Annotated in this window: 16 protein-coding genes and 1 tRNA gene; 8 read left to right on the forward strand and 9 right to left on the reverse strand. The window is 71.6% G+C overall.

Annotated features, from left to right (window positions below):
* Nucleotides 1-139 precede the first annotated feature (139 nt).
* Nucleotides 140-1,600, reverse strand: coding sequence for a diaminopimelate decarboxylase (lysA, locus tag HW274_RS09375; protein ID WP_185988678.1), 1,461 nt, complete (start codon nucleotides 1,598-1,600; stop codon nucleotides 140-142).
* A gap of 6 nt (nucleotides 1,601-1,606) precedes the next feature.
* Complete coding sequence (argS, locus tag HW274_RS09380; RefSeq protein WP_185988679.1) at nucleotides 1,607-3,292, reverse strand: arginine--tRNA ligase; 1,686 nt, start codon at nucleotides 3,290-3,292, stop codon at nucleotides 1,607-1,609.
* A gap of 133 nt (nucleotides 3,293-3,425) precedes the next feature.
* Here argS and HW274_RS09385 point away from each other — a divergent pair.
* Nucleotides 3,426-3,501 (forward strand) — tRNA-Arg (locus tag HW274_RS09385).
* A 131-nt stretch (nucleotides 3,502-3,632) separates the two neighbouring features.
* Here HW274_RS09385 and HW274_RS09390 read toward each other — a convergent pair.
* The 4 genes from HW274_RS09390 to HW274_RS09405 form a co-directional block, all read right to left on the reverse strand.
* Nucleotides 3,633-4,388 (reverse strand): glycerophosphodiester phosphodiesterase family protein, encoded by a 756-nt coding sequence (locus tag HW274_RS09390; RefSeq protein WP_185988680.1) that lies wholly within the window; start codon nucleotides 4,386-4,388, stop codon nucleotides 3,633-3,635.
* 12 nt (nucleotides 4,389-4,400) lie between these two features.
* Nucleotides 4,401-6,677: a peptidoglycan DD-metalloendopeptidase family protein gene (locus HW274_RS09395; RefSeq protein WP_260679047.1), complete on the reverse strand. Its 2,277-nt coding sequence runs from the start codon at nucleotides 6,675-6,677 to the stop codon at nucleotides 4,401-4,403.
* A 343-nt stretch (nucleotides 6,678-7,020) separates the two neighbouring features.
* Complete coding sequence (locus tag HW274_RS09400; protein ID WP_185988682.1) at nucleotides 7,021-8,100, reverse strand: hemolysin family protein; 1,080 nt, start codon at nucleotides 8,098-8,100, stop codon at nucleotides 7,021-7,023.
* Nucleotides 8,097-9,440 carry a hemolysin family protein gene (locus HW274_RS09405; RefSeq protein WP_185988683.1) on the reverse strand — a complete coding sequence of 448 codons (1,344 nt, stop codon included), beginning with the start codon at nucleotides 9,438-9,440 and terminating at the stop codon, nucleotides 8,097-8,099. Before HW274_RS09405 ends, HW274_RS09400 begins: the two co-directional genes overlap by 4 nt.
* A 362-nt stretch (nucleotides 9,441-9,802) precedes the next feature.
* On the opposite strand from HW274_RS09405, the gene HW274_RS09410 reads away from it, so the two are divergent.
* Both HW274_RS09410 and HW274_RS09415 read left to right on the forward strand, forming a co-directional pair.
* Nucleotides 9,803-13,630 (forward strand): multifunctional oxoglutarate decarboxylase/oxoglutarate dehydrogenase thiamine pyrophosphate-binding subunit/dihydrolipoyllysine-residue succinyltransferase subunit, encoded by a 3,828-nt coding sequence (locus tag HW274_RS09410; RefSeq protein ID WP_185988684.1) that lies wholly within the window; start codon nucleotides 9,803-9,805, stop codon nucleotides 13,628-13,630.
* Between the two features lie 130 nt (nucleotides 13,631-13,760).
* The gene (locus tag HW274_RS09415) at nucleotides 13,761-14,354 is read left to right on the forward strand and encodes a GDSL-type esterase/lipase family protein (protein WP_003785741.1); all 594 of its coding nucleotides are present in this window, start codon (nucleotides 13,761-13,763) and stop codon (nucleotides 14,352-14,354) included.
* Nucleotides 14,355-14,455: 101 nt separating this feature from the next.
* Here HW274_RS09415 and HW274_RS13010 read toward each other — a convergent pair whose 3' ends face one another.
* The 3 genes from HW274_RS13010 to HW274_RS09425 form a co-directional block, all read right to left on the reverse strand.
* Nucleotides 14,456-14,530: a 50S ribosomal protein bL37 gene (locus tag HW274_RS13010; protein ID WP_370538935.1), complete on the reverse strand. Its 75-nt coding sequence runs from the start codon at nucleotides 14,528-14,530 to the stop codon at nucleotides 14,456-14,458.
* 161 nt (nucleotides 14,531-14,691) lie between these two features.
* Nucleotides 14,692-15,129: a mycothiol system anti-sigma-R factor gene (gene rsrA / locus HW274_RS09420; RefSeq protein ID WP_075254560.1), complete on the reverse strand. Its 438-nt coding sequence runs from the start codon at nucleotides 15,127-15,129 to the stop codon at nucleotides 14,692-14,694.
* Entirely contained in the window at nucleotides 15,126-15,794 is a 669-nt protein-coding gene (locus tag HW274_RS09425; protein WP_010613374.1) for a sigma-70 family RNA polymerase sigma factor, read from the reverse strand. Before HW274_RS09425 ends, rsrA begins: the two co-directional genes overlap by 4 nt.
* 368 nt (nucleotides 15,795-16,162) lie before the next feature.
* Here HW274_RS09425 and HW274_RS09430 point away from each other — a divergent pair, with 368 nt between their 5' ends.
* From HW274_RS09430 to HW274_RS09450, 5 genes are all read left to right on the forward strand, one after another.
* Nucleotides 16,163-16,663 carry a DoxX family protein gene (locus HW274_RS09430; RefSeq protein WP_185988685.1) on the forward strand — a complete coding sequence of 167 codons (501 nt, stop codon included), beginning with the start codon at nucleotides 16,163-16,165 and terminating at the stop codon, nucleotides 16,661-16,663.
* A gap of 215 nt (nucleotides 16,664-16,878) precedes the next feature.
* Nucleotides 16,879-19,155, forward strand: a complete 2,277-nt coding sequence (locus tag HW274_RS09435; RefSeq protein ID WP_185988686.1) for an NADP-dependent isocitrate dehydrogenase — start codon at nucleotides 16,879-16,881, stop codon at nucleotides 19,153-19,155.
* Nucleotides 19,152-20,618, forward strand: coding sequence for a 3-phosphoshikimate 1-carboxyvinyltransferase (gene aroA, locus HW274_RS09440; RefSeq protein WP_185988687.1), 1,467 nt, complete (start codon nucleotides 19,152-19,154; stop codon nucleotides 20,616-20,618). The genes HW274_RS09435 and aroA overlap by 4 nt, the downstream gene beginning before the upstream one ends.
* Nucleotides 20,618-21,736 carry a ribosome small subunit-dependent GTPase A gene (gene rsgA / locus HW274_RS09445; RefSeq protein WP_185988688.1) on the forward strand — a complete coding sequence of 373 codons (1,119 nt, stop codon included), beginning with the start codon at nucleotides 20,618-20,620 and terminating at the stop codon, nucleotides 21,734-21,736. The genes aroA and rsgA overlap by 1 nt, the downstream gene beginning before the upstream one ends.
* Before the next feature lie 272 nt (nucleotides 21,737-22,008).
* Nucleotides 22,009-22,740: a metalloregulator ArsR/SmtB family transcription factor gene (locus HW274_RS09450; protein WP_185988689.1), complete on the forward strand. Its 732-nt coding sequence runs from the start codon at nucleotides 22,009-22,011 to the stop codon at nucleotides 22,738-22,740.
* Nucleotides 22,741-22,834 lie beyond the last annotated feature (94 nt).

Consider the following 22,834-nt stretch of genomic DNA (forward strand, 5'->3'; position numbering starts at 1 on the left):
GGCTACACCCAGCACTCTTTAAGATTGTTGCCACCCTCAGGGTCGCCTCATCGTTTTATCAGAACATATACAGAAGCGCCGTCGTTGCAGGAATTGTTCCTGGCACGACGGCGCTTCAGCGAGCGACCGATAGGAGACCTCAGCCCTCCAGGCGTACAAGGTCCTCGATGGTCTCGGGTCGCAGGACCCAGCCCGACTCACCCTCGCGCACCCAACGCACGCCGGGGCGGGTGAAGAGGTTGTAGTTGGAGGCCATGGAGCGCCCATAGGCGCCAGTAGCGGGCACGGCCAGCACGTCGCCGACGGCCAGGTCCGCGGGCAGGTCCACGTCGCGCACGACGACGTCACCGGACTCGCAGTGCTTGCCCACCACCCGGCTGCGCACCAGCCCGGCCTGCGGGTCGGGGCGGCGGTTGGCGACCAGGGCCGTGTAGGCGGCCTCGTAGAGGGCTGGGCGGATGTTGTCACTCATGCCGCCGTCGATGCTGACGTACAGGCGCGAGGCCCCCTCCCCCAGCTCGACGCGCTTGAGGCCGGTGACGGTGTAGAGGGTGACCGTCGTCGGTCCGGCGACTGCGCGGCCGGGCTCGATGGAGACGGTGGGGACCTCGTCTCCAAGACGCTCGCAGGTCTCGCGCACGGCCTCGGCCAGGGTGCGGGCGACCTGCGCCGGGCTGGGCGGCACCGGGTCGGCCCCGGTGTAGGCGATGCCGTAGCCGCCGCCCAGGTCGACCTCCGGGCACAGGTGCCCGGTGTCGACGGCGACCTCGTGGCGCAGGGTGAGGACGATGCCGACGGCCTCCCGGAAGCCGGCCAGGTCCAGGATCTGAGAGCCGATGTGGGAGTGCAGCCCGTGCAGCTCGAGCTCGGGGGCGGCGATGATCGCGTCGATGGTCTGCCGGGCAGCGCCTCCGTGGACGGAGAGGCCGAACTTCTGGTCCTCGTGGCCGGTGGAGATGTACTCGTGGCCGCCGGCGTGCACGCCGGTGGTCAGGCGCACCATGACCTTGCCGGTCTCCTCAGGCCCGTAGACGCCGCTGGCGCGCAGCTCGCGCACGGCGCGGACGGCGAGCTCGACCTCCTCGAGGGAGTCGAGGACGAGGTGACCCACGTGGTGGGTGAGAGCGACGGCGATCTCGGCCTGCGTCTTGCCGTTGCCGTGCAGGCCCAGACGGGTGGCGTCCGTGGTGGCCTCCTCACCGTCCACCTCCTGCAGGGCGGCGAGGGACACGGCGAGCTCGCCGCGGCTGGCGGTGTCGATGCCCATGCCCTCCTCGAGGACCCATTGGGCGATCTTGGTGGTCAAGAAGGCCTTCCCGGCGTAGAAGGCATCTCCCCCGGCCATGCCGTAGCTGGGCCAGAACTCCTCATGCATGGCGGCGGCCCAGGAGGCGGCGCGCCCGCGCAGGTCGGCCTCGTCCAGGACGAAGACGGGGCTGGGGGCCTCGGCGAGGATCTCGGAGACGGTCAGTCCGCCCAAGACGAGCTCGCCGTCGTCCGTGCGCCGTGCCGTGGTGGGCCACAGGTCGGGACGGTCCTCGGGCTCGGGGCAGGCCAGCGACCCCAGGGGCGGCTCTCCGGCGGGAATCTGGTCAGTCATCAACTCTCACATCCTCTCGGGGGCGCTCACACCCAGCAGGTCGAGCCCGTTGGCCAGGACCTGCCCGACGGCGTCGTTGAGCCACAGGCGGGCGACGTGCCCGGAGTCCACGGCGTCGTCCCCACGGGGGGTGACGCGGGTGGCGCCGTACCAGGCGTGGTAGGCGGCGGCGAGCTGCTCGAGGTAGCGGGCCACGCGGTGCTGCTCACGCAGCTGCGCGGCCTGGGCCACGGTGGCGGGAAATTGGGCCAGGACCCCCAGCAGGGCGGCGTCGGCCGGATCGTCCAGGGCACCGGGCTCGAAGGGAGCCTCGTTCGGGTCCCGGCTCACGCCGTGCTCGGCGGCGTTGCGGGCCACGTTGCGGGTGCGGGCGTGGGCGTACTGGACGTAGTAGACGGGGTTGTCGGAGGTGGAGGAGGCCAGCAGGTCCAGGTCGATGTCGATCATGGAGTCCATGGAGGAGCGGGCCAGGGCGTAGCGGGCGGCGTCCACGCCGACGGCGTCGACCAGGTCCTCCAAGGTGACGATGGTGCCGGCGCGCTTGGACATGCGCACCGGGACGCCGTTGCGCACGAGGTTGACGAGCTGGCCGATGAGGATCTGCATGTTGGTGCCGGGGGTGTCCCCGAAGGCCGCGCACATAGCCATCATTCGGCCGATGTAGCCGTGGTGGTCGGCCCCGAGCAGGTAGAGGGCGCAGTCGGCGCCGCGCTCGCGCTTGTCCAGGTAGTAGGCGAGGTCGGCGGCGAAGTAGGCGGCATTGCCGTCGGACTTGATGAGGACGCGGTCCTTGTCGTCCCCGAAGTCGGTGGTGCGCAGCCAGGTTGCGCCGTCGCGCTCCTCGATGACGCCTCGCTCGCGCAGGCGGGCGATGGCGCGCTCGACGGCGCCGGAGGTGTGCAAGGAGTCCTCGTGGAAGAAGACGTCGAAGTCGGAGCGGAAGGCGTGCAGCTCGGCCTTGACGGCGGCGAACATGAGGTCAACGCCGCGCGAGCGGAAGACCTCGGTGGCCTCGGCATCGGGCAGGGTGGCCGGGTCGGGGCGGCCGGCGGCGAGCTCGTCGGCGGTCACCTGCTGGGCGATCTCGCTGATGTAGGCGCCGCCGTAGCCGTCCTCGGGGGTCTGCTCGCCGCGTGCGGAGGCCAGCAGGGAGCGGGCGAAGCGGTCGATCTGGGTGCCGTGGTCGTTGAAGTAGTACTCCCGGGTGACCTGGGCGCCGCAGGCGGACAGGATTCGGGCCAGGGAGTCGCCGACGGCGGCCCAGCGGGCGCCACCCAGGTGGACCGGCCCGGTGGGGTTGGCCGAGACGTACTCGAGGTTGATGTGCTGGCCACTCAGGGAGTCGTTGCGGCCGTAGGCCTGACCGGCCTCGACGATGGAGCGAGCGAGCTCGCCGGCGCTGGCGGCGTCGAGGCGGATGTTGAGGAAGCCGGGGCCGGCGACCTCCACGGAGGCGATGCCGTCGAGGGCCTCAAGACGCGGGACGAGGAGCTCGGCGAGGTCGCGCGGCTTGGTACCGGCCTTCTTGGCCAGCTGCATGGCCACGTTGGTGGACCAGTCACCGTGGTCGCGGTTGCGGGGCCGCTCGACACGGGGTTCGGGAATCTCTGCGGCGGGCAGGGCGAGGGAGCCCTCGGCGGAGGCCTCCTCCAGGACGGTGCGGATGGCTGCGGCAAGCTCTTCTGGGGTCACGCGCGTCAGCGTACCGTCAACGGGCGGACCGGATCACGAGGGAGACCGGCAGCCTCCGGGCATCGTGGGACATGTCGCATGTCTCGCGCCGGTTTCGCTCCAAGACCGGGACGCTGGTACAGTCACGCCTCGGGCCCCGGTAGCTCAGTGGATAGAGCGTCTGCCTCCGGAGCAGAAGGTCGCAGGTTCGAATCCTGTCCGGGGCACCACCTCCGAGCCCTCGTCGCCACCCGCGACGGGGGCTTGCTCATGCGTGTTACGGCACGATTCCCCTGGCCGAGGCGGAGCCCAAGCGAGTTCCGCGAGGCCATCCTCCGGCTCCGGGCTCTTGACGGGCCCTTCAGCTGAGTGTCTTGAGGGCGAGACTGGGGACGTCGGTCATGATGGCGTCCACGTTGAGACCGGCCAGGTAGCGCATCCGCTCGGGGTCGTCCACCGTCCAGACGTGGACCTCCAGGCCCGCGGTGTGCGCGGAGGCGACGAAGCGGCGGGTGACCACCGGGACGCCGTGGTAGCTCTCCGGCACCTGGACGGCGTCGACCCTGCCGCGGGTCCAGCCCCAGCGAGTCTGGGGCAGGGGGACGGCCGCCTCGCTGCGCAGCATGAGTCCGAGCACGTCACTGACGCCCAGTGAGGTCAGGGCCCGCGGCTCCTGGCGGCGCAGCACGGCCAGCCGGCGGGCGGAGAAGGAGGCGAACCGGACTCGGTCGAGGGCCTGGGCGTCGCGCACCGTCTGCAGGGCGGCCTGGACGACGCAAGAGTCCTTGAGGTCGATGTTGAACTTCATCGCCGGCTGGGCGTGCAGGGCGTCGTCGAGTCGGACGAAGCCGCGCCCGTCGCCGGAGTCGAGGTCGGCCAGCTCGGCCCACATGACCTCTCCGACGGTGCGGGGGTCGTTCGCGGTACGCCGCAGGTCCTCGTCATGGCTGAGCACGACGACGCCGTCGGCGGTCAGCCGCAGATCGGTCTCCATCCACTCCAGCCCGAGCGCAGCTACGTGCTCGACGGCGCTCCAGGTGTTCTCGGGAACCTCGCGTCCGCCGCCGCGGTGGGCGATGACGGCAGGACGGCGGGTTCGTGACGCGGCAGGCGGCACAGTGGGTCTCCCTCAGCTGCAGTTGGTGGTGAGCTCGACGGCGTTGTGCTGCTTGAGCCAGCCCCACGGCTCCACGGTGGACTCGTCGGCGGTGTCGTCCTTGGTGCGCACCTCGAAGTGCAGGTGAGAGCCGGAGGACCGGCCCGTGTTACCCACGCCGGCGATCATCTGACCGGCCGTGACGGTGTCACCGACTTTGACGTGGATGCCGTCCTCGTACATGTGCAGGTAGCTGGTGTACCAGACCTGGCCGTCGATCTCGTGCTTGATGGTGATGGTTCCGGTGCCGTCGACCATGCCGGCGGTGGTGACGGTGCCGGCGGCGGCCGCGTAGATGGGCGTCCCCACGGGGGCGGCCATGTCCTGCCCGGCATGCAGCTTGCGGTAGCCGAGGGTGGGGTGGGTGCGGTACCCGTACTCGGAGGAGATCTCGTAGGTGCCCGGAAGCATCGGGTAGAACAGCTGCGGCTTGGAGCTGAAGGCGGTGGTGTCGCCGGAGGCGCCGGTGGCCGAGGAGCAGGTCTTGGCGGCGTTCTGGAAGGCCTCACGGATCCGGGCGCGGGTGGCGGCGTCGGGCACGTTGGACAGCTGGGTGCCGGAGTCCTCGTCCAGGTCGTCGCTGCCGAGCACGGCGCTGGCCACGGAGGATGCCTTCGTGCCGCCGGCGGCCGGGCTCTGCGTGGCGGAGCCGTTGGAGTGCATCTTCATGGCGGCCGAGGCCAGCGGGGTGTTGTCGAGGTGGCTGGACAGGGGGGCGAGCACCGTGGCAATGGCCAGGACCGACAGGACGGCGGTGCGCCCCAGAATCCCGGAGCCGGTGCGGCGACGGGTGGGACGTGCGGGGGCGGGGCCGGTCGGGGAGTCGCGGTGGACGTCCGGCTTCGATGCTGCCGCGCTCCGGGCCGACGACGTCGGGGCGCCGGCCTCATCGGCTGCCTTGCCTCGCTTGGCCTGGGCGGCCGTCTTCTCGGGCTTGGTCTTCTTGGTGCTCCGGGCGGCCTTGATGGCGCGAATGGTCTCCTCGTCCGCGAGCGGGACCCCGGCCTTGCGGGCGGCCATGATCTTGCGGACCTCGGGGACCTCGATGGTCTCGGCACCTCGGAAGTCCGTAATCCGCTGCGAGAAGCGGATCTCGTGGGGCGTCTCGGGAGCGGAGGGCGCCTGAGGAGCCTGCTCCGCGGGCGCTGACGGCTCGGCCTGCGGCGTCTGGACGGCGGGATGATCCGCCTGCGCGCCGGGGACGCCGAAGGTGGCGGTGTGGTGGGACGTGGCGGCGAAGACGGGCTTGGCCGAGGCGGTCGAGGCGGGGGCTGCGGCGGAGGCGCGCTGCCGGCGGCGGCCCGCGGATCGAGAGGCGGGCTCGGAGGGCGCCCCGACCTCCGGCTCGGCGGAGCTGGTCTGCGCGGCTGCGTGCCGATGACCGTGACCGTGACGCTGTGTGTCGCTGGGCGAAGCAGGAGCCGTGCCACGAGCGGCCCACCATGGCGTGGCACCGGCGGGGTGAGCGGCTGCCGGCTCGAGCCCTGAGGTGGACTCGGCCAGTGAGGCGGCGACCAGGGGCGACAGTGCCGAGGGCGTCGAAGGCGCCGCTGCGAGCGCGGCCTGGTCGCCACGATGCGAGTGGTGCTGGTCGTGGTGACGCTCGGAGTTGCCCTCGGGGTGGTGAGCCTGGGGCTGCGCGGGGCTCTGGGCAGCGGGGTTCTCCCGCGTCTGCTCGGGGTCCTCGAAGACCTGGGCGGTGCGCAGTTCCTTGCGGGAGCGCCGGGTGGGGCGAGTGTCACCGGTGACCTGCGGCGAGGAGGAGAAGACGGACGGGGCCGCAGATGCGGCGCTGTGCGCCTGAGCCGCCGGCGTGGGCTGCTGGGAAGTGGGCTCGGGCCCTTCGATGGTGCTCTGGCGCCGGCGGGCCATGCGGCTCATCGGTGCGACGGGCTGGGACTGCGCCGGCTCTGCGGGGACAGACGGCGCTGAACCGCTCCCTGGGCGCGTCGCAGGCGTTGCCGGCGCCACGGATCGCTGCGGGTGGTTCTGCTTCTGCGGGGCGACCGGGACGTCAGGGAGAGCCGATGGACTCGGAGCGGTGACGGGGCTGGAGGCGGCGCCGTTCTCGGCGCGGTGAGTGTGAAGGTCGCGACGTGAGCGGCGAGTGGCTCCGGCGACGTGAGTGGTGTGCGTCGTCGACGGTGACGACGGGGCAGTTCCGGCCTGCGCCTCAGCGACTTGGCGAGCAGCTTCGGCAGCACGTTCCGCCTCGCGACGCTGGCGTCGACTCATGGGCTGCGGGGTCACGCGGGAAGCCTCCAGGTGGCTGAGTGTCATAGGGAAGTCGTTGCGGCCGGTGTCCCGGCTGTGGCGACATGGTGGCTGCCAGAGCGACAGCCTGGGTTGTACTCGGTTAAAACAGTAGCGGTCCGCTGTGAGTCTTGCCAGGAGAACCAGCACACCTTTGTGTGACCTGCACTTCTCACACAAACCCCAGGGGTTCCATCCGACCAGCCGGCCGCAAAGCGGATTCGCATGCCATACGAAGGAATCAGCACCTGGCCACCAGCGCTGGAGCAGCGGTCGACGATGGTCGCCCCAGGCGGCCCATGTTGTGGGAATCCGCCGATTCCGGCCTTTAGATCACGATTTAATCACGGCGCTGGTGCTCTTCGCGCTGCATGGCGTCGTTAACCTCGCCGACGAGCTCTTCGAGGATGTCCTCCAGGAAGAGGACTCCGACAAAGCGCCCTTGCGCGTTGCGGACGTGCCCGAGGTGGGCCCCCGAGCGCTGCATGGCCGCCAGCGCCTCCTCGACCTCATCGTCGTAGCCGACGGGCACGAGTGCGCGAGCGCGCCAGGCGGGTACCGGCTCGGTGCGCTCAGCGCCGTCGGCGTAGAGGATGTCCTTGAGGTGCAGGTAGCCGGTGATGGTCGGCTCCTCCCCCTGGTCGACCGCGGCCTGGTCGGCGACCAGCGGGAAGCGGGAGAAGCCGGTGGAGGCCACGGCCCGCTCCACGTCCTCCGGGGTGCAGTCCCGGGGCAGAGTGACGAGCTCGCTCAGGGGCACCATGACGCTTCCGGCGGTCTCCTCGGAAAACTCCAGGGCGCCGCTGAGCAGGCCGGTGGAGTCCTCCAGGACGCCCTCGGCGGTGGAGCGCTCGACGATGGAGGCAACCTCCTCGGCGTTGAAGGCCGCGGCGATCTCCTCCTTGGCCTCGATGCCCAGGACCTTGAGGACCCCGTTGGCGAAGCCGTTGAGAGCATTGACCACGGGACTGAAAACGCGCGAGCACCACACCAGGGGCGGGGCGAGCCAGCGCACGGCCTTCTCCGGGCAGGCGATGGAGATGTTCTTGGGCACCATCTCCCCGGCGACGACGTGCAGGCCCACGACGATGACCAGGGCGATGACGACGGCGACAGCGTGGGAGCCGGCGTGCCCGACGCCGATGGTTGCGAGCAGGGGCTCCAGGGCGTGGGCAATGGCCGGCTCGGCGACGACGCCCAGGCCGGTGGAGCACAGGGTGACGCCGAGCTGGGCGGTGGCCAGCATGCGTGAGACGTTCTGCAGTGCCCACAGGGCGGTGGTGGCGCGGGCGTCGCCGACCTCGGCCAGTGGCTCGAGCTGGCTGCGGCGTGAGGAGGTGACGGCGAACTCGGCGCCGACGAAGAAGGCGTTGCCGGCCAGGAGGATGACGGTGAGCAGGAGGGCGAGCGGAGTACTCATCGGCGCTCCCCCTCCGGTCCTCGGCTTCCGGGGGCGGCCTCGGGGTCCTTGGGGCGCACGTGGAGGCGGGTGACGCGGCGCCCGTCCATGGCGTCGACGGTCAGGGAGGCGTGGGCCAGGTCGACGACGTCGCCGACGGCGGGTATGCGGCCGAGCTCGGTCATGACCAGGCCGCCGAGGGTCTCGTAGGGGCCGTCGTCGGGGACCTGGATGGCGGCGCGGGTGGCGAGCTCGTCGGGGCGCATCCACCCCGGGACGACCCAGTGGCCCGAGGGGTCGAGGTGGGCGCCGGCGCGGCGGCGGTCGTGCTCGTCGGCGACGTCCCCGACGACCTCCTCGACGGCGTCCTCGAGGGTGACGACGCCGGCGGTGCCGCCGTACTCGTCGACGACGATCGCCATCTGGGAGCCCTGGGCGCGCAGCTCGACGAGCAGGTTGGCCAGCGGCATGGTCTCGGGGACGCGGGGTGCGGGCGTCATGAGGGAGGTGGAGGCGACGGGGACGTCGGCGCGCCGCTCGTAGGGGACGCCGATGGCGCGGCGCAGGTGAACGATGCCCATGACGTCGTCGATGTCGCGGCCGATGACGGGGAAGCGGGAGTGGCCGGTGGTGCGGGCCAGGTGCACGACGTCCTCGGCGGAGTCGTCGGCCTCGAGGGTGTGGAGGCGGCCGCGGTCAGTCATGACGTCGACGGCGGTCAGGGCCCCCAGTCCGATGGAGCGGGTGAGCAGGGTGGCGGTGGAGGCGTCGAGGGTGCCTTCCTCGGCGCTGTGGCGCACGAGGGAGGCGAGCTCGCCGGCGCTGCGGGTGCCGCTGAGCTCCTCGGCGGGTTCGATGCCCATGGCGTGCAGGACGGCGTTGGCGGCGCCGTTGAGCAGGACGATGAGGGGCTTGAGGAGGGTGGTGAAGCCCATGAGGAAGGGGGCGACGAGGCCGGCGGCGCGCATGGGGTCGGACAGGGTGGCGTTCTTGGGGATGAGCTCGCCGATGACCATGGAGAAGGCGTTGACGACGATGAGGGCGATGACGACTGCGGCGCCGGTGGCCACGGAGGTGGCCAGCCAGTGGCTCATGAGGTCGGTCAGCAGGTTCGCCAGGGCGGCCTGCATGGTGTAGCCCAGGAGCACGGTGGTCAGGGTGATACCGACCTGGGCGCCGGACAGGAGGGTGGACAGGCGCCCCAGGGCGCGCCGGACGGTGGTGGCGCGCTTATCGCCGGTGGCGGCGCGGGTCTCGACGGTGGAGGGGTCGAGGGCGACCAGGGAGAACTCGCCAGCCACGAACAGGGCGGTGCCCAAGGTGAGGACCACGCCGACGGCGATCATGAGCCAGTCGGTCATGCGGGCCCCTCCCCCACGTGGGATGCGGCGTGGGTGCCGGATGCGGACGAGTCGGGGTGGGGGTGGTCAGAGGCGGGCGAGGAGGCGCGGTGCGTGCGGGTGCGGCGCCTCGAGGCCCGGCGGAAAGCCGATCGCATAGTGACCGAACGGTACCACCGCCCCCCTCCTCCAGTGCCGCCACAACTCCGGTGCAGAGCCACGTCACGCCTGGGACACGCATGTGTCTTTGGTCCCGTGTTTGCTCGCATGAGACGCCCTTCACCTTCTAGGATGTCTGGTGAACACCGCCGTTCCTCCCCCGGGGTCCCGCTGAGGCTCCCAGTGTCGGAACGGGAGACTGACGAGCTCCGAGGAGACCCGACGTGCCCACGCAGGACCAGATCAGCCCAGGCTTCGGTGCCAATGAGTGGATGGTGGAGGAGATGCGGGCCGCCTGGTCGGCGGATCCCTCCTCTGTGAGTCCCCAGTGGCGCGAGCTCTTCGAGACCGATCCGGGTGCCGGCCTGCACCAACCGGGCCCTGCCTCCTCCAACGGCTCTGCGTCGTCGGCCGCCGGTGGGCCGCGCCGGGCCACCATCACGCCCCAGTCCGCTTCCACCCTGCGCCGCCCCTCAGCCGTCCAGGACGTCACGCGCTCCGACCTGCCGCCGGCCCCGCCGTCGGACACCGCACCCCCGACCTCCCCCTACGCCCAGCGCCAAGCCGTCCACCCCGCTCACGACCAGGACGGCGACGCCTACGAGGACCGCGCCACCAGGCTCAAGGGGGCGGCGGCCCGCACCGCTAAGAACATGGACGACTCCCTGTCCATGCCCACAGCCACCTCAGCCCGGGCCGTGCCCGCCAAGGTCCTCATCGAGAACCGGGCCGTCATCAACAGCCACCTGGCCCGCACCCGCGGCGGCAAGGTCTCCTTCACCCACCTCATCGGCTGGGCGGTGGTCGAGTCCCTGACCGAGATGCCCTCGATGAACGTCTCCTACGGGGTTGACGAGGCCGGTAAGCCGGTCCTGCACGAGCCCGCCCACGTGGCCTTCGGCCTGGCCATTGACGTGCCCGGCTCCGACGGGCAGCGCCGTCTGCTGGTGCCCTCCATCAAGCAGGCCGACCTCATGGACCTGTCCCAGTTCGTGGAGGCCTACGAGGCCCTCGTGGCCAAGGCCCGCGAGAACAAGCTGGACCTTGACGACTTCCGCGGCACCACCGTGACCCTGACCAACCCCGGCATGATCGGCACCCTGCACTCGGTGCCGCGCCTCATGCCCGGCCAGGGACTCATCGTGGGGGTCGGCGCCATGGACTACCCGGCCGCCTTCGCCGGCGCCAGCCCCGACACCCTGGCCCGCCAGGCCATCGGCAAGGTCGTCACCCTGACCTCCACCTACGACCACCGCGTCATCCAGGGCGCCGCCTCCGGTGAGTTCCTGCGCCTGGTGGAGCGCAAGCTCCTGGGACTGGACGGCTTCTGGAACCGGGCCTTCGAGTCGCTGCGCATCCCCCTCGAGCCGGTCAAGTGGGTGCGCGACACCACCTACGACCCCGAGCTGGAGACCGGCAAGCCGGCGCGCGTGGCCGAGCTCATCCACGCCTACCGTCAGCGCGGCCACCTGGCGGCCGACAACGACCCGCTCACCTACCGCCTGCGCCGTCACCCCGACCTGGACATCACCTCCTACGGGCTGAGCCTGTGGGACCTGGACCGTTCCTTCCCCACCCGGGGCCTGGGCGGGCGCGACCGGGCCACCCTGCGCGAGATCCTCAGGATGCTGCGCGACGCCTACTGCCGCACCGTGGGCGTGGAGTACATGCACATCCAGGACCCGGCCCAGCGCGCCTGGTGGCAGGAGCGCCTCGAGCGCGACTGGGAGGACATCGCCGACGAGGAGCGCCGTCGGATCCTCACCAAGCTGGAGCAGGCCGAGGCCTTCGAGACCTTCCTGCAGACCAAGTACGTGGGCCAGAAGCGCTTCAGCCTCGAGGGCGGGGAGTCCCTCATCGTGGCCCTGGACCGCCTGCTCGACGCCGCCGCCCACGACGGCCTCGACGAGGTTGTCATCGGCATGGCCCACCGCGGCCGCCTCAACGTGCTCACCAACATCGCCGGCAAGTCCTACGGGCAGGTCTTCGACGAGTTCGAGGGCAACGGCGTCATCGAGGGCGCCGGCACCGGGGACGTCAAGTACCACCTGGGCACCGTGGGCGTCTTCTCCGGGACCGACGGCGTGTCCACCCGCGTCTCCCTGGCCGCCAACCCCTCCCACCTGGAGACGGTCGACGGCGTCGTCGAGGGCATCGTGCGCGCCAAGCAGGACCGCATCGGCCTGGGCGAGAAGGGCTACACGGTCATGCCGGTCCTCGTCCACGGCGACGCCGCCTTCGCCGGCCAGGGCGTGGTCTACGAGACCCTCAACATGAGCCAGCTGCCCGCCTACCGCACCGGCGGCACCGTCCATATCGTCGTCAACAACCAGATCGGCTTCACCACCGGCTCGGCCTCAGCCCGCTCCACCATCTACGCCACCGACCTGGCCAAGGGCCTGCAGGTGCCGATCTTCCACGTCAACGCCGACGACCCCGAGACAGTGGCCCGCACCGCCCGCCACGCCTACGAGTACCGACGCACCTTCCACAAGGACGTCATCATCGACCTCATCTGCTACCGGCGCCGCGGCCACAATGAGGGCGACGACCCCTCAATGACCCAGCCGCTCATGTACCGGCTCATCGACTCCCTGGACTCCACGCGCGGGGTCTACACCGCCGCTCTCGTGGGACGCGGCGACATCACCCCGCAGGAGGCCCAGGAGATCGCCAAGAGCTACCAGGACGAGCTGGAGCGGGTCTTCACCGAGGCCCGCATCCAGGTCACCGGGGGCACGGGCTCCGACGGCGCCGACGAGGCCACCGACACCTCCGCGCAGGACCTCTCGGACCCCACGAAGGTGGGCGTTCCCCTGTCCTCCCTGGAGATCCCTCACTCCCAGCGGGCGGGCACCGGCATGATGCTGGGCTGGACCTCGGCCGTGCCGCGCGACGTCGTCGAGCGCATCGGCGACGCCCAGGTCGCCTGGCCCGAGTCCTTCACCGTCCATCCCAAGCTCCAGGCCATGCTGGCCAAGCGCCGCGAGGCCACCCGCAAGGGCGGCATCGACTGGGGGCTCGGGGAGCTCATCGCCCTGGGGAGCCTGCTCATGGAGGGCGTGCCGATCCGCTTGGCCGGTGAGGACGCCCGCCGCGCCACCTTCGCCCAGCGCCACGCCGTCCTGCACGACCACACCTCCGGGCAGGAGTGGACGCCCCTGAGCTTCCTGACCCCGGACCAGGCGCCCCTGGAGATCTACGACTCCCTGCTCAGCGAGTATGCCGCCCTGGCCTTCGAGTACGGCTACTCCGTGGAGCGCCCCGAGGGACTGACCATGTGGGAGGCCCAGTTCGGCGACTTCGCCAACGGGGCCCAGTCCGTCATCGACGAGTACGTCACCTCCGCCGCCCAGAAGTGGGGGCAGCGCTCCGGCCTGGTCATGCTGCTCCCCCACGGCCAGGAGGGGCAGGGACCGGACCACTCCTCGGCCCGTATCGAGCGCTACCTGCAGATGTGCGCCCAGGACAACATGCTGGTGGCCCAGCCCTCCACGCCCGCCAGCTACTTCCACCTGCTGCGCGAGCACACCTACACCCGTCCGCGCCGCCCGCTCATCGTCTTCACCCCCAAGCAGCTGCTGCGTCTGAAGGCCGCCTGCTCCCCGGTGGAGGACTTCACCTCCGGCACCTTCCAGCCGGTCATCGGGGAGACCGACGACGCCGTCCTGGCCTCGGCGCGCAAGCAGGGCGTGGACCGGGTGCTGCTGTGCTCAGGGCGCGTCTACTACGACCTGCTGGCCCACCGGACCAAGACCGGGGACACCAGCACGGCCATCGTCCGCCTCGAGCAGCTCTACCCGCTGGAGAGCTCGGCCATCGCCGAGGCACTGGCCCCCTTCAGCGGAGCCGAGCTCGTGTGGGTGCAGGACGAGCCCGCCAACCAGGGCATGTGGCCCTACCTGGCGCTCAACCTGCCGACCGACCTGACCGGCGGCGTCCTGCCCACGCTGGTCTCCCGGCCCGAGGCCGCCGCCCCAGCAGTGGGCACCGCCGGCGTCCACCGCGCCCAGCAGGAGGAGATCCTCCGCCAGGCCTTCGCCCGTCACTGAGAGGAGGCCGGTCCACCGGCCCGTCCCGGGGCAGCCCCGCCGAAATGCCGTCAGCCTCCACCGTTACAACGCAAGGTCACGATAATGTCAAGACAGCATGAGGGATCATGAGGCACGAGGAGGCGCTGTCATGCGTGAGACGAGGCTGAGCTTCATCGGTGACGAGCTGGTGGCCGGTCATGGTGACGGGCGCGCCCTGGGATGGACGGGCCGCGTCATGGCCCGCACGCCCCGGGACGCCGACATCCTGTGGACCTCCCTGGCGGTTCCCGGTGAGACGACGGCGCAGATGTCCGACCGCTGGGGCCCCGAGGTGGCCCGTCGCTCCACGCACACCGGCATCAACCGGCTCGTCGTGGGGCTGGGCGTGGCCGACGTGCTCGCCGGCATCTCCTACGCCCGCTCACGCCTGGCCCTGGCCAACATCCTCGACACCGCCGCCTCCGACCACCGCGAGTGCTTCGTCGTCGGGCCCCCTCCCCTGCCCGAGGCCGACCCCGACGCCACCGCCCAGCTGTCCCAGGCCGCCGAGGAGGTGTGCCTGCGGCGCAACGTGCCCTACGTGGACGCCTTCGAGCCGCTGCGCAACCACGAGCAGTGGACGGCCGACGTCGCCGCTGCCGGCGGCACGCACCCGGGGCAGGCCGGGTACGGTCTGCTGGCCTGGCTGGTGCTGCACCGCGGCTGGTACGAGTGGCTCGGCGTCGAGCGCCCCGAGTCCTGAGGCCCGAGCGCCCCGCTCACGTCACGTCGGCCGGTCACCACTGGGGTGACCGGCCGACGTCTGCTATGTCTCAGGACGTTGCGCTCAGTGCGCTACCCGGCTCAGGCGTTGGGACGCTTGCCGTGGTTGGCGCTGGACTTGGCGCGTGCACGACGCTTACGACCGCGCTTGCTCATCACTGCCTCCTCGTGTCTTGACTCGCCCCACGAGGGGGCACGGAACGCAGCTGATTCTCGCACACAGCGGCGCGCCTGGGCCAGTCTGGCGCCGCTGACCAGCCGGTGAAGGCGACCACACGTCAGCGCACCTCGCAGCCGGCAAGGCCGGGCCGCCTTCCTCAGTCGCTCTCGAAGCGGACGGTCCGGGAGGACTCGACCCGGGACTCCACGACGCGCACGACCCGCCCGGAGGCGGAGGCCTGGGTCCGGGTCGTGGTCGACGTCGTCGTCACGCTCACCGCGGTGGCGCGCAGGGTCGACAGGCGCCCCAGGACCCGGGCGCGCAGCTCGGGAGGGGCCTGCTCGGCGCACCGCGAGCGCAGGATCTCCCGCAGGTGGGTCTCGGCGTCGGCGAGGCGGGAGCAGTGCGAGCAGGTGGCCACGTGCTGGGCGAGGCGCTCGGCCAGGTCGGCGGTGCACTCGCGGTCGAGGAAGGCCTCCAGGTGGGCGCGGGCCTCGGCGCAGGAGCAGTCCTGGGAGCCGTCCGCCGTCTTGGGACCCTTGGTGGGATCGGCGCTGTTGTCGCCGGACGTTCCCGGTTCCATGCGGTCTGTCATTTCTCCTCCTCCCCGTATCCGTACTCTCGGGCGTAGTCGGCCAGCAGCTCGCGCAGCTGGCGGCGACCTCGGTGCAGCCGGGACATGACGGTCCCGATGGGCGTGTCCATGATCTCGGCGATCTCCTTGTAGGAGAAGCCCTCCACGTCCGCCAGGTAGACGGCCAGGCGCCGGTCCTCGGTGAGCTGGCCCAGGGCGTCCTTGATGTCGGAGTCCGGCAGGGCGTCCAGGGCGAGGTTCTCCGCGCTGGGCAGCCCCACCGAGTCGTGGGAGGCGGCCCGGTGCAGCTGCCAGTCCTCAACCGTCTCCGCGTCGGACTGGAGCGGCTCGCGCTGCTTCTTGCGGTAGGAGTTGATGAAGGTGTTGGTCAGGATCCGGTACAGCCAGGCCTTGAGGTTGGTGCCGGGCCGGTACTGGTGGAAGGAGCCGAAGGCTTTGGCGTAGGCGTCCTGCACGAGGTCCTCGGCATCGGCCCGGTTACGGGTCATACGCAGGGCGGCGCCGTAGAGCTGGTCGAGGTAGGGCAGGGCCTCGGCCTCGAAGCGGGCGGCCCGGGCGGCCTCGTCCTCATCGGCCGGCGCCCGGTCCAGATCGCGCGCGCCATCGTCAGGATCGATCACCTCATCCAGGGTGATCTCATCAGTGTGGTCGTCGATGTCCGTCATCAGCCACGAGCCTAACGTGCCCCAGGAGTCTTCGGCCCGACCGACGCCACGAGCCTTGGTCATCGTCTCGGTCATCGTCTTGGTCCTCGCCTCCGTGATCGTGGCGGGTCCTCCCGGCAGATCCCGGTGCCGACGGTGCCGGTCCTGCCTGCCGGGCCGCTCTCGGCGGCCGCGCGGCCTGCTCGGCGGGGCGCCCCGACGGCGGGCAGCCCGGCTCGGCGGCGACACGATCGACTGCTGGATGCTCATGTCCCGGCCAACACGACGGCGCCCCGATTTCATTCCCCGTCCGCCCTGAGCGAGGCGCGCACCACGTTTGAGCAGCGATTTCGCTGGCCCGAGCCGCCCGTGTAGGTCAGGATGGGGGCATGAACATTCTGCGCTCCTTCGCCCGCCCCATGCTCGCCGCGCCCTTCATCGTCGATGGACTCGACGCCCTGGTGCGCCCGTCGCGCCACGTGGAGAAGTTCGAGAAGGTCGCCCCCACGCTGGAGCGGGTCGGCCTGCCGCCCGTGCTGACCTCCGACGCACGGCTGCTCACTCGCGCCTCGGGGGCCGTGAGCCTCGTAGCCGGGCTGGGGCTGGCCACCGGGCGGGCACCCCGCACGAACGCCACCATCCTGGCGGCCCTCAACGTGCCCCTCACCGTGGTCAACAACCCCGTCTGGGCGGTCAAGGGAACGCAGGCCCGCAAGGAGGCCCTCTCCGGGCTGCTGCGCGGGGCCGCCCTGGGGGCCGGGCTCGCGCTGGCCGCCGTCGACCGTCAAGGCAGGCCGTCCCTGGCCTGGCAGGTGCGCAACGCCCGCCAGCAGCGTGAGGCGATGCAGGCCGCTAACAAGGCCGTTCAGCAGCGCTCCGTGACCGCCTGAGTCGCCCTGGCCGGCCCCATCGGAACCTGTTGGCTCCGGGTCCGACGTCGCCCCATCGCCACCTGCACCCGCAGCGCCCCGGCACCTGTCACCTGGGCGTCACAGGCGGCGGCTACTCTCGTCCCGGTCCACGTCCGACCGGTCGCGGCGCCCTGACGCGCCCGCACCACTGACCACCACGCGCAGACACGTCATCGACACGCTAGGGAGCACTCATGACCGTCCAGTCCGCCCAGCCGGCTCAGGCAAGCCAGTCACCCCAGTCGGAGCAGGCCGCCCAGCCCGACATCGTCTACACCTGGACCGATGAGGCGCCGATGCTGGCGACCCACTCCTTCCTACCGATCGTGCGCGGCTTCGCCCAGCGGGCGGGCGTGAGCGTGGGCACCGCGGACATCTCGCTGGCGGGACGCATCCTGGCGGCCTTCTCCCTGGCCGACGACGACCTGGCCCACCTGGGCGAGCTCACCCAGTCCCCGGCGGCCACGATCATCAAGCTGCCCAACATCTCCGCCTCCCTGCCCCAGCTCAAGGCCGCCATCGCCGAGCTCCAGGCCCTGGGCCACGAGATCCCCGACTACCCCGACTCCCCGGCCACGCCCGCCGAGCGGGAGGCGCGTGCCGCCTATGACGCCGTCAAGGGCAGCGCCGTCAACCCTGTCCTGCGTGAGGGCAACTCGGACCGGCGCGCCCCGGCGGCCGTCAAGGCCTACGCCCGCTCCCACCCGCACTCGATGGGGGCCTGGTCGCCCCAGTCGCGCACCCGCGTGGCCACGATGGGGGCCGGGGACTTCCGGCGCAATGAGCGCAGCGTCGTCGTGCCCGAGGCCGGCACTCTGCAGATCCGGTTGCGCCCGGCCAACGACGGTGAGCCGATCGTCCTGCGGGAGTCGCTGCCGGTGACCGCCGGGGAGGTCGTGGACGCCACCTTCATGAGCGCCGCCGCCCTGGATGAGTTCCTCGCCGGGCAGGTGGCGGCCGCCAAGGACGAGGACCTGCTGCTGTCGGTGCACCTCAAGGCCACGATGATGAAGGTCTCCGACCCGATCATCTTCGGTCACGCGGTGCGTGCCGCCCTGCCGGGGGTCTTCTCCACCTACGGGCAAGTTCTGGCCGAGGCGGGTCTGCGGGCCGAGGACGGGCTGGCCTCGATCCTGGCGGGCCTGGACCCGCTGCCCCAGGGAGAGGAGATCCGCGCCGCCATCGAGGCCGAGCTGGCCGCCGGACCGCGCCTGTCCATGGTGGACTCCGACCGCGGCATCACGAACCTGCATGTGCCCAGTGACGTCATCATCGACGCCTCCATGCCCGCCATGATCCGGGCCGGCGGCCACCTGTGGGGGCCGGACGGCCAGACCGCGGACACGCTCGCCGTCATCCCGGACTCCTCCTACGCCGGGGTCTACCAGGCCGTCATCGATGACTGCCGCGCCCACGGGGCCCTGGACCCGGCCACCATGGGCTCGGTGCCCAACGTGGGTCTCATGGCCCGCAAGGCCGAGGAGTACGGCAGCCACGACAAGACCTTCCTCATCCCGGCCGACGGCACCGTCGAGGTCGTCGCGGTCGAGGGCGCCGGCGCCGAGCCCGGTACGGTGCTGCTGTCCCACGAGGTGGCCGCCGGCGACATCTGGCGGGCGTGCACCACCCAGGACGCCCCCGTGCGCGACTGGGTGCACCTGGCGGTCACGCGGGCCCGGGCCACCGGCGCCCCGGCCGTCTTCTGGCTCGACCCCGAGCGCGGGCACGACGCCGTCCTCATCGACCTGGTGAACCGTTACCTGGCCGATGAGGACACCGAGGGCCTGGACATCCGCGTCCTGGACCCGGTTGCGGCCACGCGCCTGTCCCTGGAGCGCGCCCGCCGCGGCGAGGACACGATCTCGGTGACCGGCAACGTCCTGCGCGACTACAACACCGACCTCTTCCCCATCCTCGAGCTGGGCACGAGCGCCAAGATGCTCTCGGTGGTGCCGCTGATGAACGGCGGCGGCCTCTATGAGACCGGTGCCGGGGGCTCGGCCCCCAAGCACGTGCGCCAGCTGCTTGAGGAGGACTACCTGCGCTGGGACTCCCTGGGCGAGTTCCTGGCCCTGGCGGAGGCCTTCCACCACGTGGCCCAGGTCAGCGGCAACGAACGCGCCGAGGTCCTGGCTGACGCCCTGGAGGCCGCCACGGCCCGGCTGCTGGAGGAGAACCGCTCCCCGGCGCGCCGCCTGGGGCAGGTCGACAACCGCGGCTCGCACGCTTGGCTGGCCCTGTACTGGGCCCGCGAGCTGGCCGCTCAGGAGACCAGCCCCGAGCTCGCCGCCGTCTTCTCCCCGATCGCCCAGCAGCTCGAGGCCTTCAATGACACGATCCAGGCCGAGCTCTTGGCCGTCCAGGGCTCCCCGGTGGACATCGGCGGCTACTACCGCCCCGATGCGGCCCTGACCGACGCCGCCATGCGGCCGTCAACCACCCTCAACGCGGTCATCGAGGCCTTGGCATGACCAACGCCCCCGGCGCCGGCGGCCCTACGGCCCTTTCGGCTGGCTCGGCAGGATCGACCGAGCCGTGGCGGGCGCCGGTGGCGGCGGGGGCGCTGGAGGCCGTCGTGGAGCTGCCGGGGTCGAAGTCGCTGAGCGCGCGGGCCCTGCTGCTGGCGGCGCTCGCCGACGCACCGACGACGCTCACCGGGCTTCTGCGCTCGCGCGACACCGAGCTCATGCTCGCCGCCCTCACCGTGCTCGGTGCCCGTTTCGAGGACCTCGACGAGACCGGCACGCGCCTGCGCGTCACGCCCGCTCCCCTGCCGCTGCACGTTCAGGCCGGGCCCGACGGCCTCGGACGCATCGACGTCGGCCTGGCTGGGACCGTCATGCGCTTCGTGCCCGCCCTGGCCGCCCTGGCCGACGCCCCGGTCGTCTTCGACGGGGACGAGGCCGCCCGGCGCCGCCCCATGGCGCCTCTGCTCGACGCGCTGGCCTCCCTGGGCGCGGAGGTCATCCACCTCGGCGAGCCCGGCTTCCTGCCCTTCCGTGTCGGCCCCGGCGACGGCGCCCTCCTGCGAGCCGAGGGCGCCCGCGTGGCGGTCGATGGCTCGGCCTCCTCCCAGTTCGTCTCCGCCCTCCTGCTCCTGGGCGCCGTCCTGCCCAGCGGCCTGGAGCTCACCCCCACCGGGCCGGTGCCCTCACTGACGCACGTGGCCATGACGGTGGCGACGCTGCGCGAGCGGGGCATCGCCGTGGACGAGCCCGCCCCCGGGGCCGGCGACGGCGAGCGCACCTGGTGGGTCCACCCCGGTCGCCCCCGCGGCGGGAAGGTCATGATCGAGCCGGACCTGTCCAACGCCGGCCCCTTCCTGGCGGCCGCCCTCGTGGCCGGGGGCCGGGTCCGCGTCCCCCACTGGCCGGCGACCACGACCCAGGCCGGCGACGCCTGGCGCGAGCTCCTCCCCCGCCTGGGCGGAGAGGTGACACTCGCCGACGGGCTGCTCACGGCCCGCGGCACCGGGCGACTGACCGGGATCCACGCGGACCTGTCCGACGTCGGCGAGCTGGCCCCCACGGTGGCGGCCCTGGCCACCCTCGCCGGAGCCCAGGGCCACACCAGCGCCCTCACCGGCATCGCGCACCTGCGCGGGCACGAGACCGACCGCTTGGCGGCCCTGGCCACCCAGATCCGCCTCCTGGGCGGGAACGCCGAGGAGAGCGACGACGGGCTCATCATTCGCCCCGCCCCGCTGCACGGCGCCGCCCTGCGCTCCTACGCCGACCACCGGATGGCGACCTTCGCCGCCATCATCGGCCTGAGCGTGGAGGGGGTGAGCCTGGACGACGTCGAGTGCACCTCCAAGACGCTGCCCGGCTTCACGGACCTGTGGGCCGCCATGCTCGCCACGGCCGGCGAGTGCGGCACCGACCCCGCCACCGCATCGCACCACGAGCCGGAGCCCCCGGGAGATGATGCCTGATGGCCCGCCGCGACATCGGCACCGATGACCCGCGCGTGAGGGTCCGCCCCGGCCGGGGCTCGCGCCCACGCACCAAGCAGCGCCCCAGCCACGCCGACGCGGCCCTGGGCATGGTCACCCGCATCGACCGTGGCCACTATCGCATCCGCCTGGATGACCCACGTCTCACCGAGGACTCCAGCGGCAACATCACCGCCATGAAGGCCCGCGAACTGGGGCGGGGCAAGGTCGTCGTCGGGGACCGGGTCGCCGTCGTCGGGGACACCAGCGGCCGCAAGGGCACCCTGGCGCGTATGGTCCGCATCGAGGAGCGCACCACCCTGCTGCGCCGCAGCGCAGAGGACGGGGACGCCGCCGGCACCGAGAGGGCGATCGTCGCCAACGCCGACAAGCTCGTCATCGTCACCGCCGTGGCCGACCCCGAGCCGCGCCCACGCATGATCGACCGCTACCTCGTGGCCGCCTACGACGCCGGCATGGAGCCGCTCATCGTGCTCACCAAGACCGACCTAGCCGATGCCGCCCCGCTGACGGACCTCTACAGCCCCCTGGGCGTGCGCTGCCTTGCCACCCGACTGCGCCCCCACGGCCCCGAGACCGGCCCCTCCCAGGCCGACGACGAGCGGCCCGACGACGGCATCGAGGCGGTCCGCCAGGTGCTCGACGGCGCCGTCTCGGTCCTCGTGGGCCACTCCGGGGTCGGCAAGTCCACGCTCATCAACGCACTCGTGCCCGGGGCCGACCGCACCACCGGGCACGTCAACGAGGTCACCGGCCGGGGCCGCCACACCTCCACCAGTCTTCAGGCCCTCGAGCTGCCCGGGGGCGGCTGGGTCATCGACACCCCCGGCGTGCGTTCTTTCGGAGTTTCCCACGTCGGCAGCGCCGACGTCCTGAGGGGCTTTCCGGACCTGGCCCGCGTGGCCAAGAACTGTCCGCGCGGGTGCACCCACGAGGACAGCGTCGTCGACTGCGCCCTGGATGAGTGGGCGAGCGCGGCGGACGGGCCGGACGCCTCGGGAGCCTCGGCTGCCCGCGAGGAGCGGCGTGCGAGGGTGGAGTCCTTCCGCCGACTGCTTGCCCCCTCACTGGAGGCCGAGGACCCCACCCGCCCCTGAAACGCTTCTGAAGCAGTCCCGGCGGCGCGCGCGGAGCCCTTCCGGGCGCGTCACAGTTTCGTCGACAGCGCGACCCTTAACCCCGAGGGCCATTTGCCCTGGTCCTGGGCGATGACCCGACGAAAACGGCGCCAACACTGAGTTTTTTCACGTTTCAACGGACCCGCTATTGGACTCCGTGTGCTAAAACTCACATCACGGCACCGTTGCAGGATTCAACTACACACCGATTTTGACGGTTCCCACAAGCGAAAGCGCGTTAGTCTCATGACATGCACAACCGTCCGACCCCTTCGCTCCCACGTCCCGCCCTGGGCGACCTGTCCGCACGCGCCAACCTCTCTGCGGCGCGCCGGCGCGTCCTGGAGGTCGTGGAGGCTTCTAACGACGCGATGACGGCCGTTCAGGTCGCCAGCGCACTCAACCTGCACCACAACACCGTCCGTGAGCACCTCGACGCCCTGGTTGACGCCGGGTTCGTCACGGTGTCCACCAAGCCGACGGGCAAGCGGGGCCGCCCGGCCCTGCGCTATGCCTCAACGGCCCCCGACCCCCAGCAGATGGTCGACGCCTACCTGCTGCTGCTCGACGCGATCGCCGACACCCTGGGCGAGGGCGAGGACGCCCGCGCCACCGCTCTGGAGATCGGTCGCCGCTGGGCCGAGCTGACCCCCGGCACCATCGCTGAGCCCACGGTCGACGGCGAGCAGGTGGACCGGGTCACCGCCCTCATCCCCTACCTGGCAGTCATGGGCTTCGCCCCGGAGGTCTCCGGAGACAGCGTCGTCCTGCGCTCCTGCCCGCTCATCACCCGCAACCACCAGCCGCGCGACCTGGTGTGCACCATGCACGAGGGTTTCCTCCGGGCCGTCGTCGGCCCCGACCCGGCCGCCTACGAGCGTCTCAAGTTCCTGCCCAACGGTCCTGACGGCTGCCAGATCAGCTCGGCTCAGCCCGTCGACGAGGAGCCGGACCTCAAGATCGTCCACGCCGACGTCGCCTGAACGCGCGGCTTCAACAGCATCACCCGTCCACCACTTCTAGATCGCAAGGCTTCGGCCCCGGGCACAGTCGCCCGGGGCCGAAGCGGCATTCGGT

It is taken from the genome of Actinomyces sp. oral taxon 169 (genome assembly GCF_013394715.1).
In the GTDB taxonomy this organism is placed as follows: Bacteria; Actinomycetota; Actinomycetes; order Actinomycetales; family Actinomycetaceae; genus Actinomyces.

Bases quoted from the DNA above. Each gene is read 5' to 3' on its own strand.
- lysA (WP_185988678.1), bottom strand. From the start codon at position 1,600: ATGACTGACCAGATTCCCGCCGGAGAGCCGCCCCTGGGGTCGCTGGCC.
- HW274_RS09400 (WP_185988682.1), bottom strand. From the start codon at position 8,100: ATGAGTACTCCGCTCGCCCTCCTGCTCACCGTCATCCTCCTGGCCGGC.
- HW274_RS09405 (WP_185988683.1), bottom strand. From the start codon at position 9,440: ATGACCGACTGGCTCATGATCGCCGTCGGCGTGGTCCTCACCTTGGGC.
- HW274_RS09415 (WP_003785741.1), top strand. From the start codon at position 13,761: ATGCGTGAGACGAGGCTGAGCTTCATCGGTGACGAGCTGGTGGCCGGT.
- rsrA (WP_075254560.1), bottom strand. From the start codon at position 15,129: ATGACAGACCGCATGGAACCGGGAACGTCCGGCGACAACAGCGCCGAT.
- HW274_RS09425 (WP_010613374.1), bottom strand. From the start codon at position 15,794: ATGACGGACATCGACGACCACACTGATGAGATCACCCTGGATGAGGTG.
- HW274_RS09430 (WP_185988685.1), top strand. From the start codon at position 16,163: ATGAACATTCTGCGCTCCTTCGCCCGCCCCATGCTCGCCGCGCCCTTC.
- HW274_RS09435 (WP_185988686.1), top strand. From the start codon at position 16,879: ATGACCGTCCAGTCCGCCCAGCCGGCTCAGGCAAGCCAGTCACCCCAG.
- aroA (WP_185988687.1), top strand. From the start codon at position 19,152: ATGACCAACGCCCCCGGCGCCGGCGGCCCTACGGCCCTTTCGGCTGGC.
- rsgA (WP_185988688.1), top strand. From the start codon at position 20,618: ATGGCCCGCCGCGACATCGGCACCGATGACCCGCGCGTGAGGGTCCGC.
- HW274_RS09450 (WP_185988689.1), top strand. From the start codon at position 22,009: ATGCACAACCGTCCGACCCCTTCGCTCCCACGTCCCGCCCTGGGCGAC.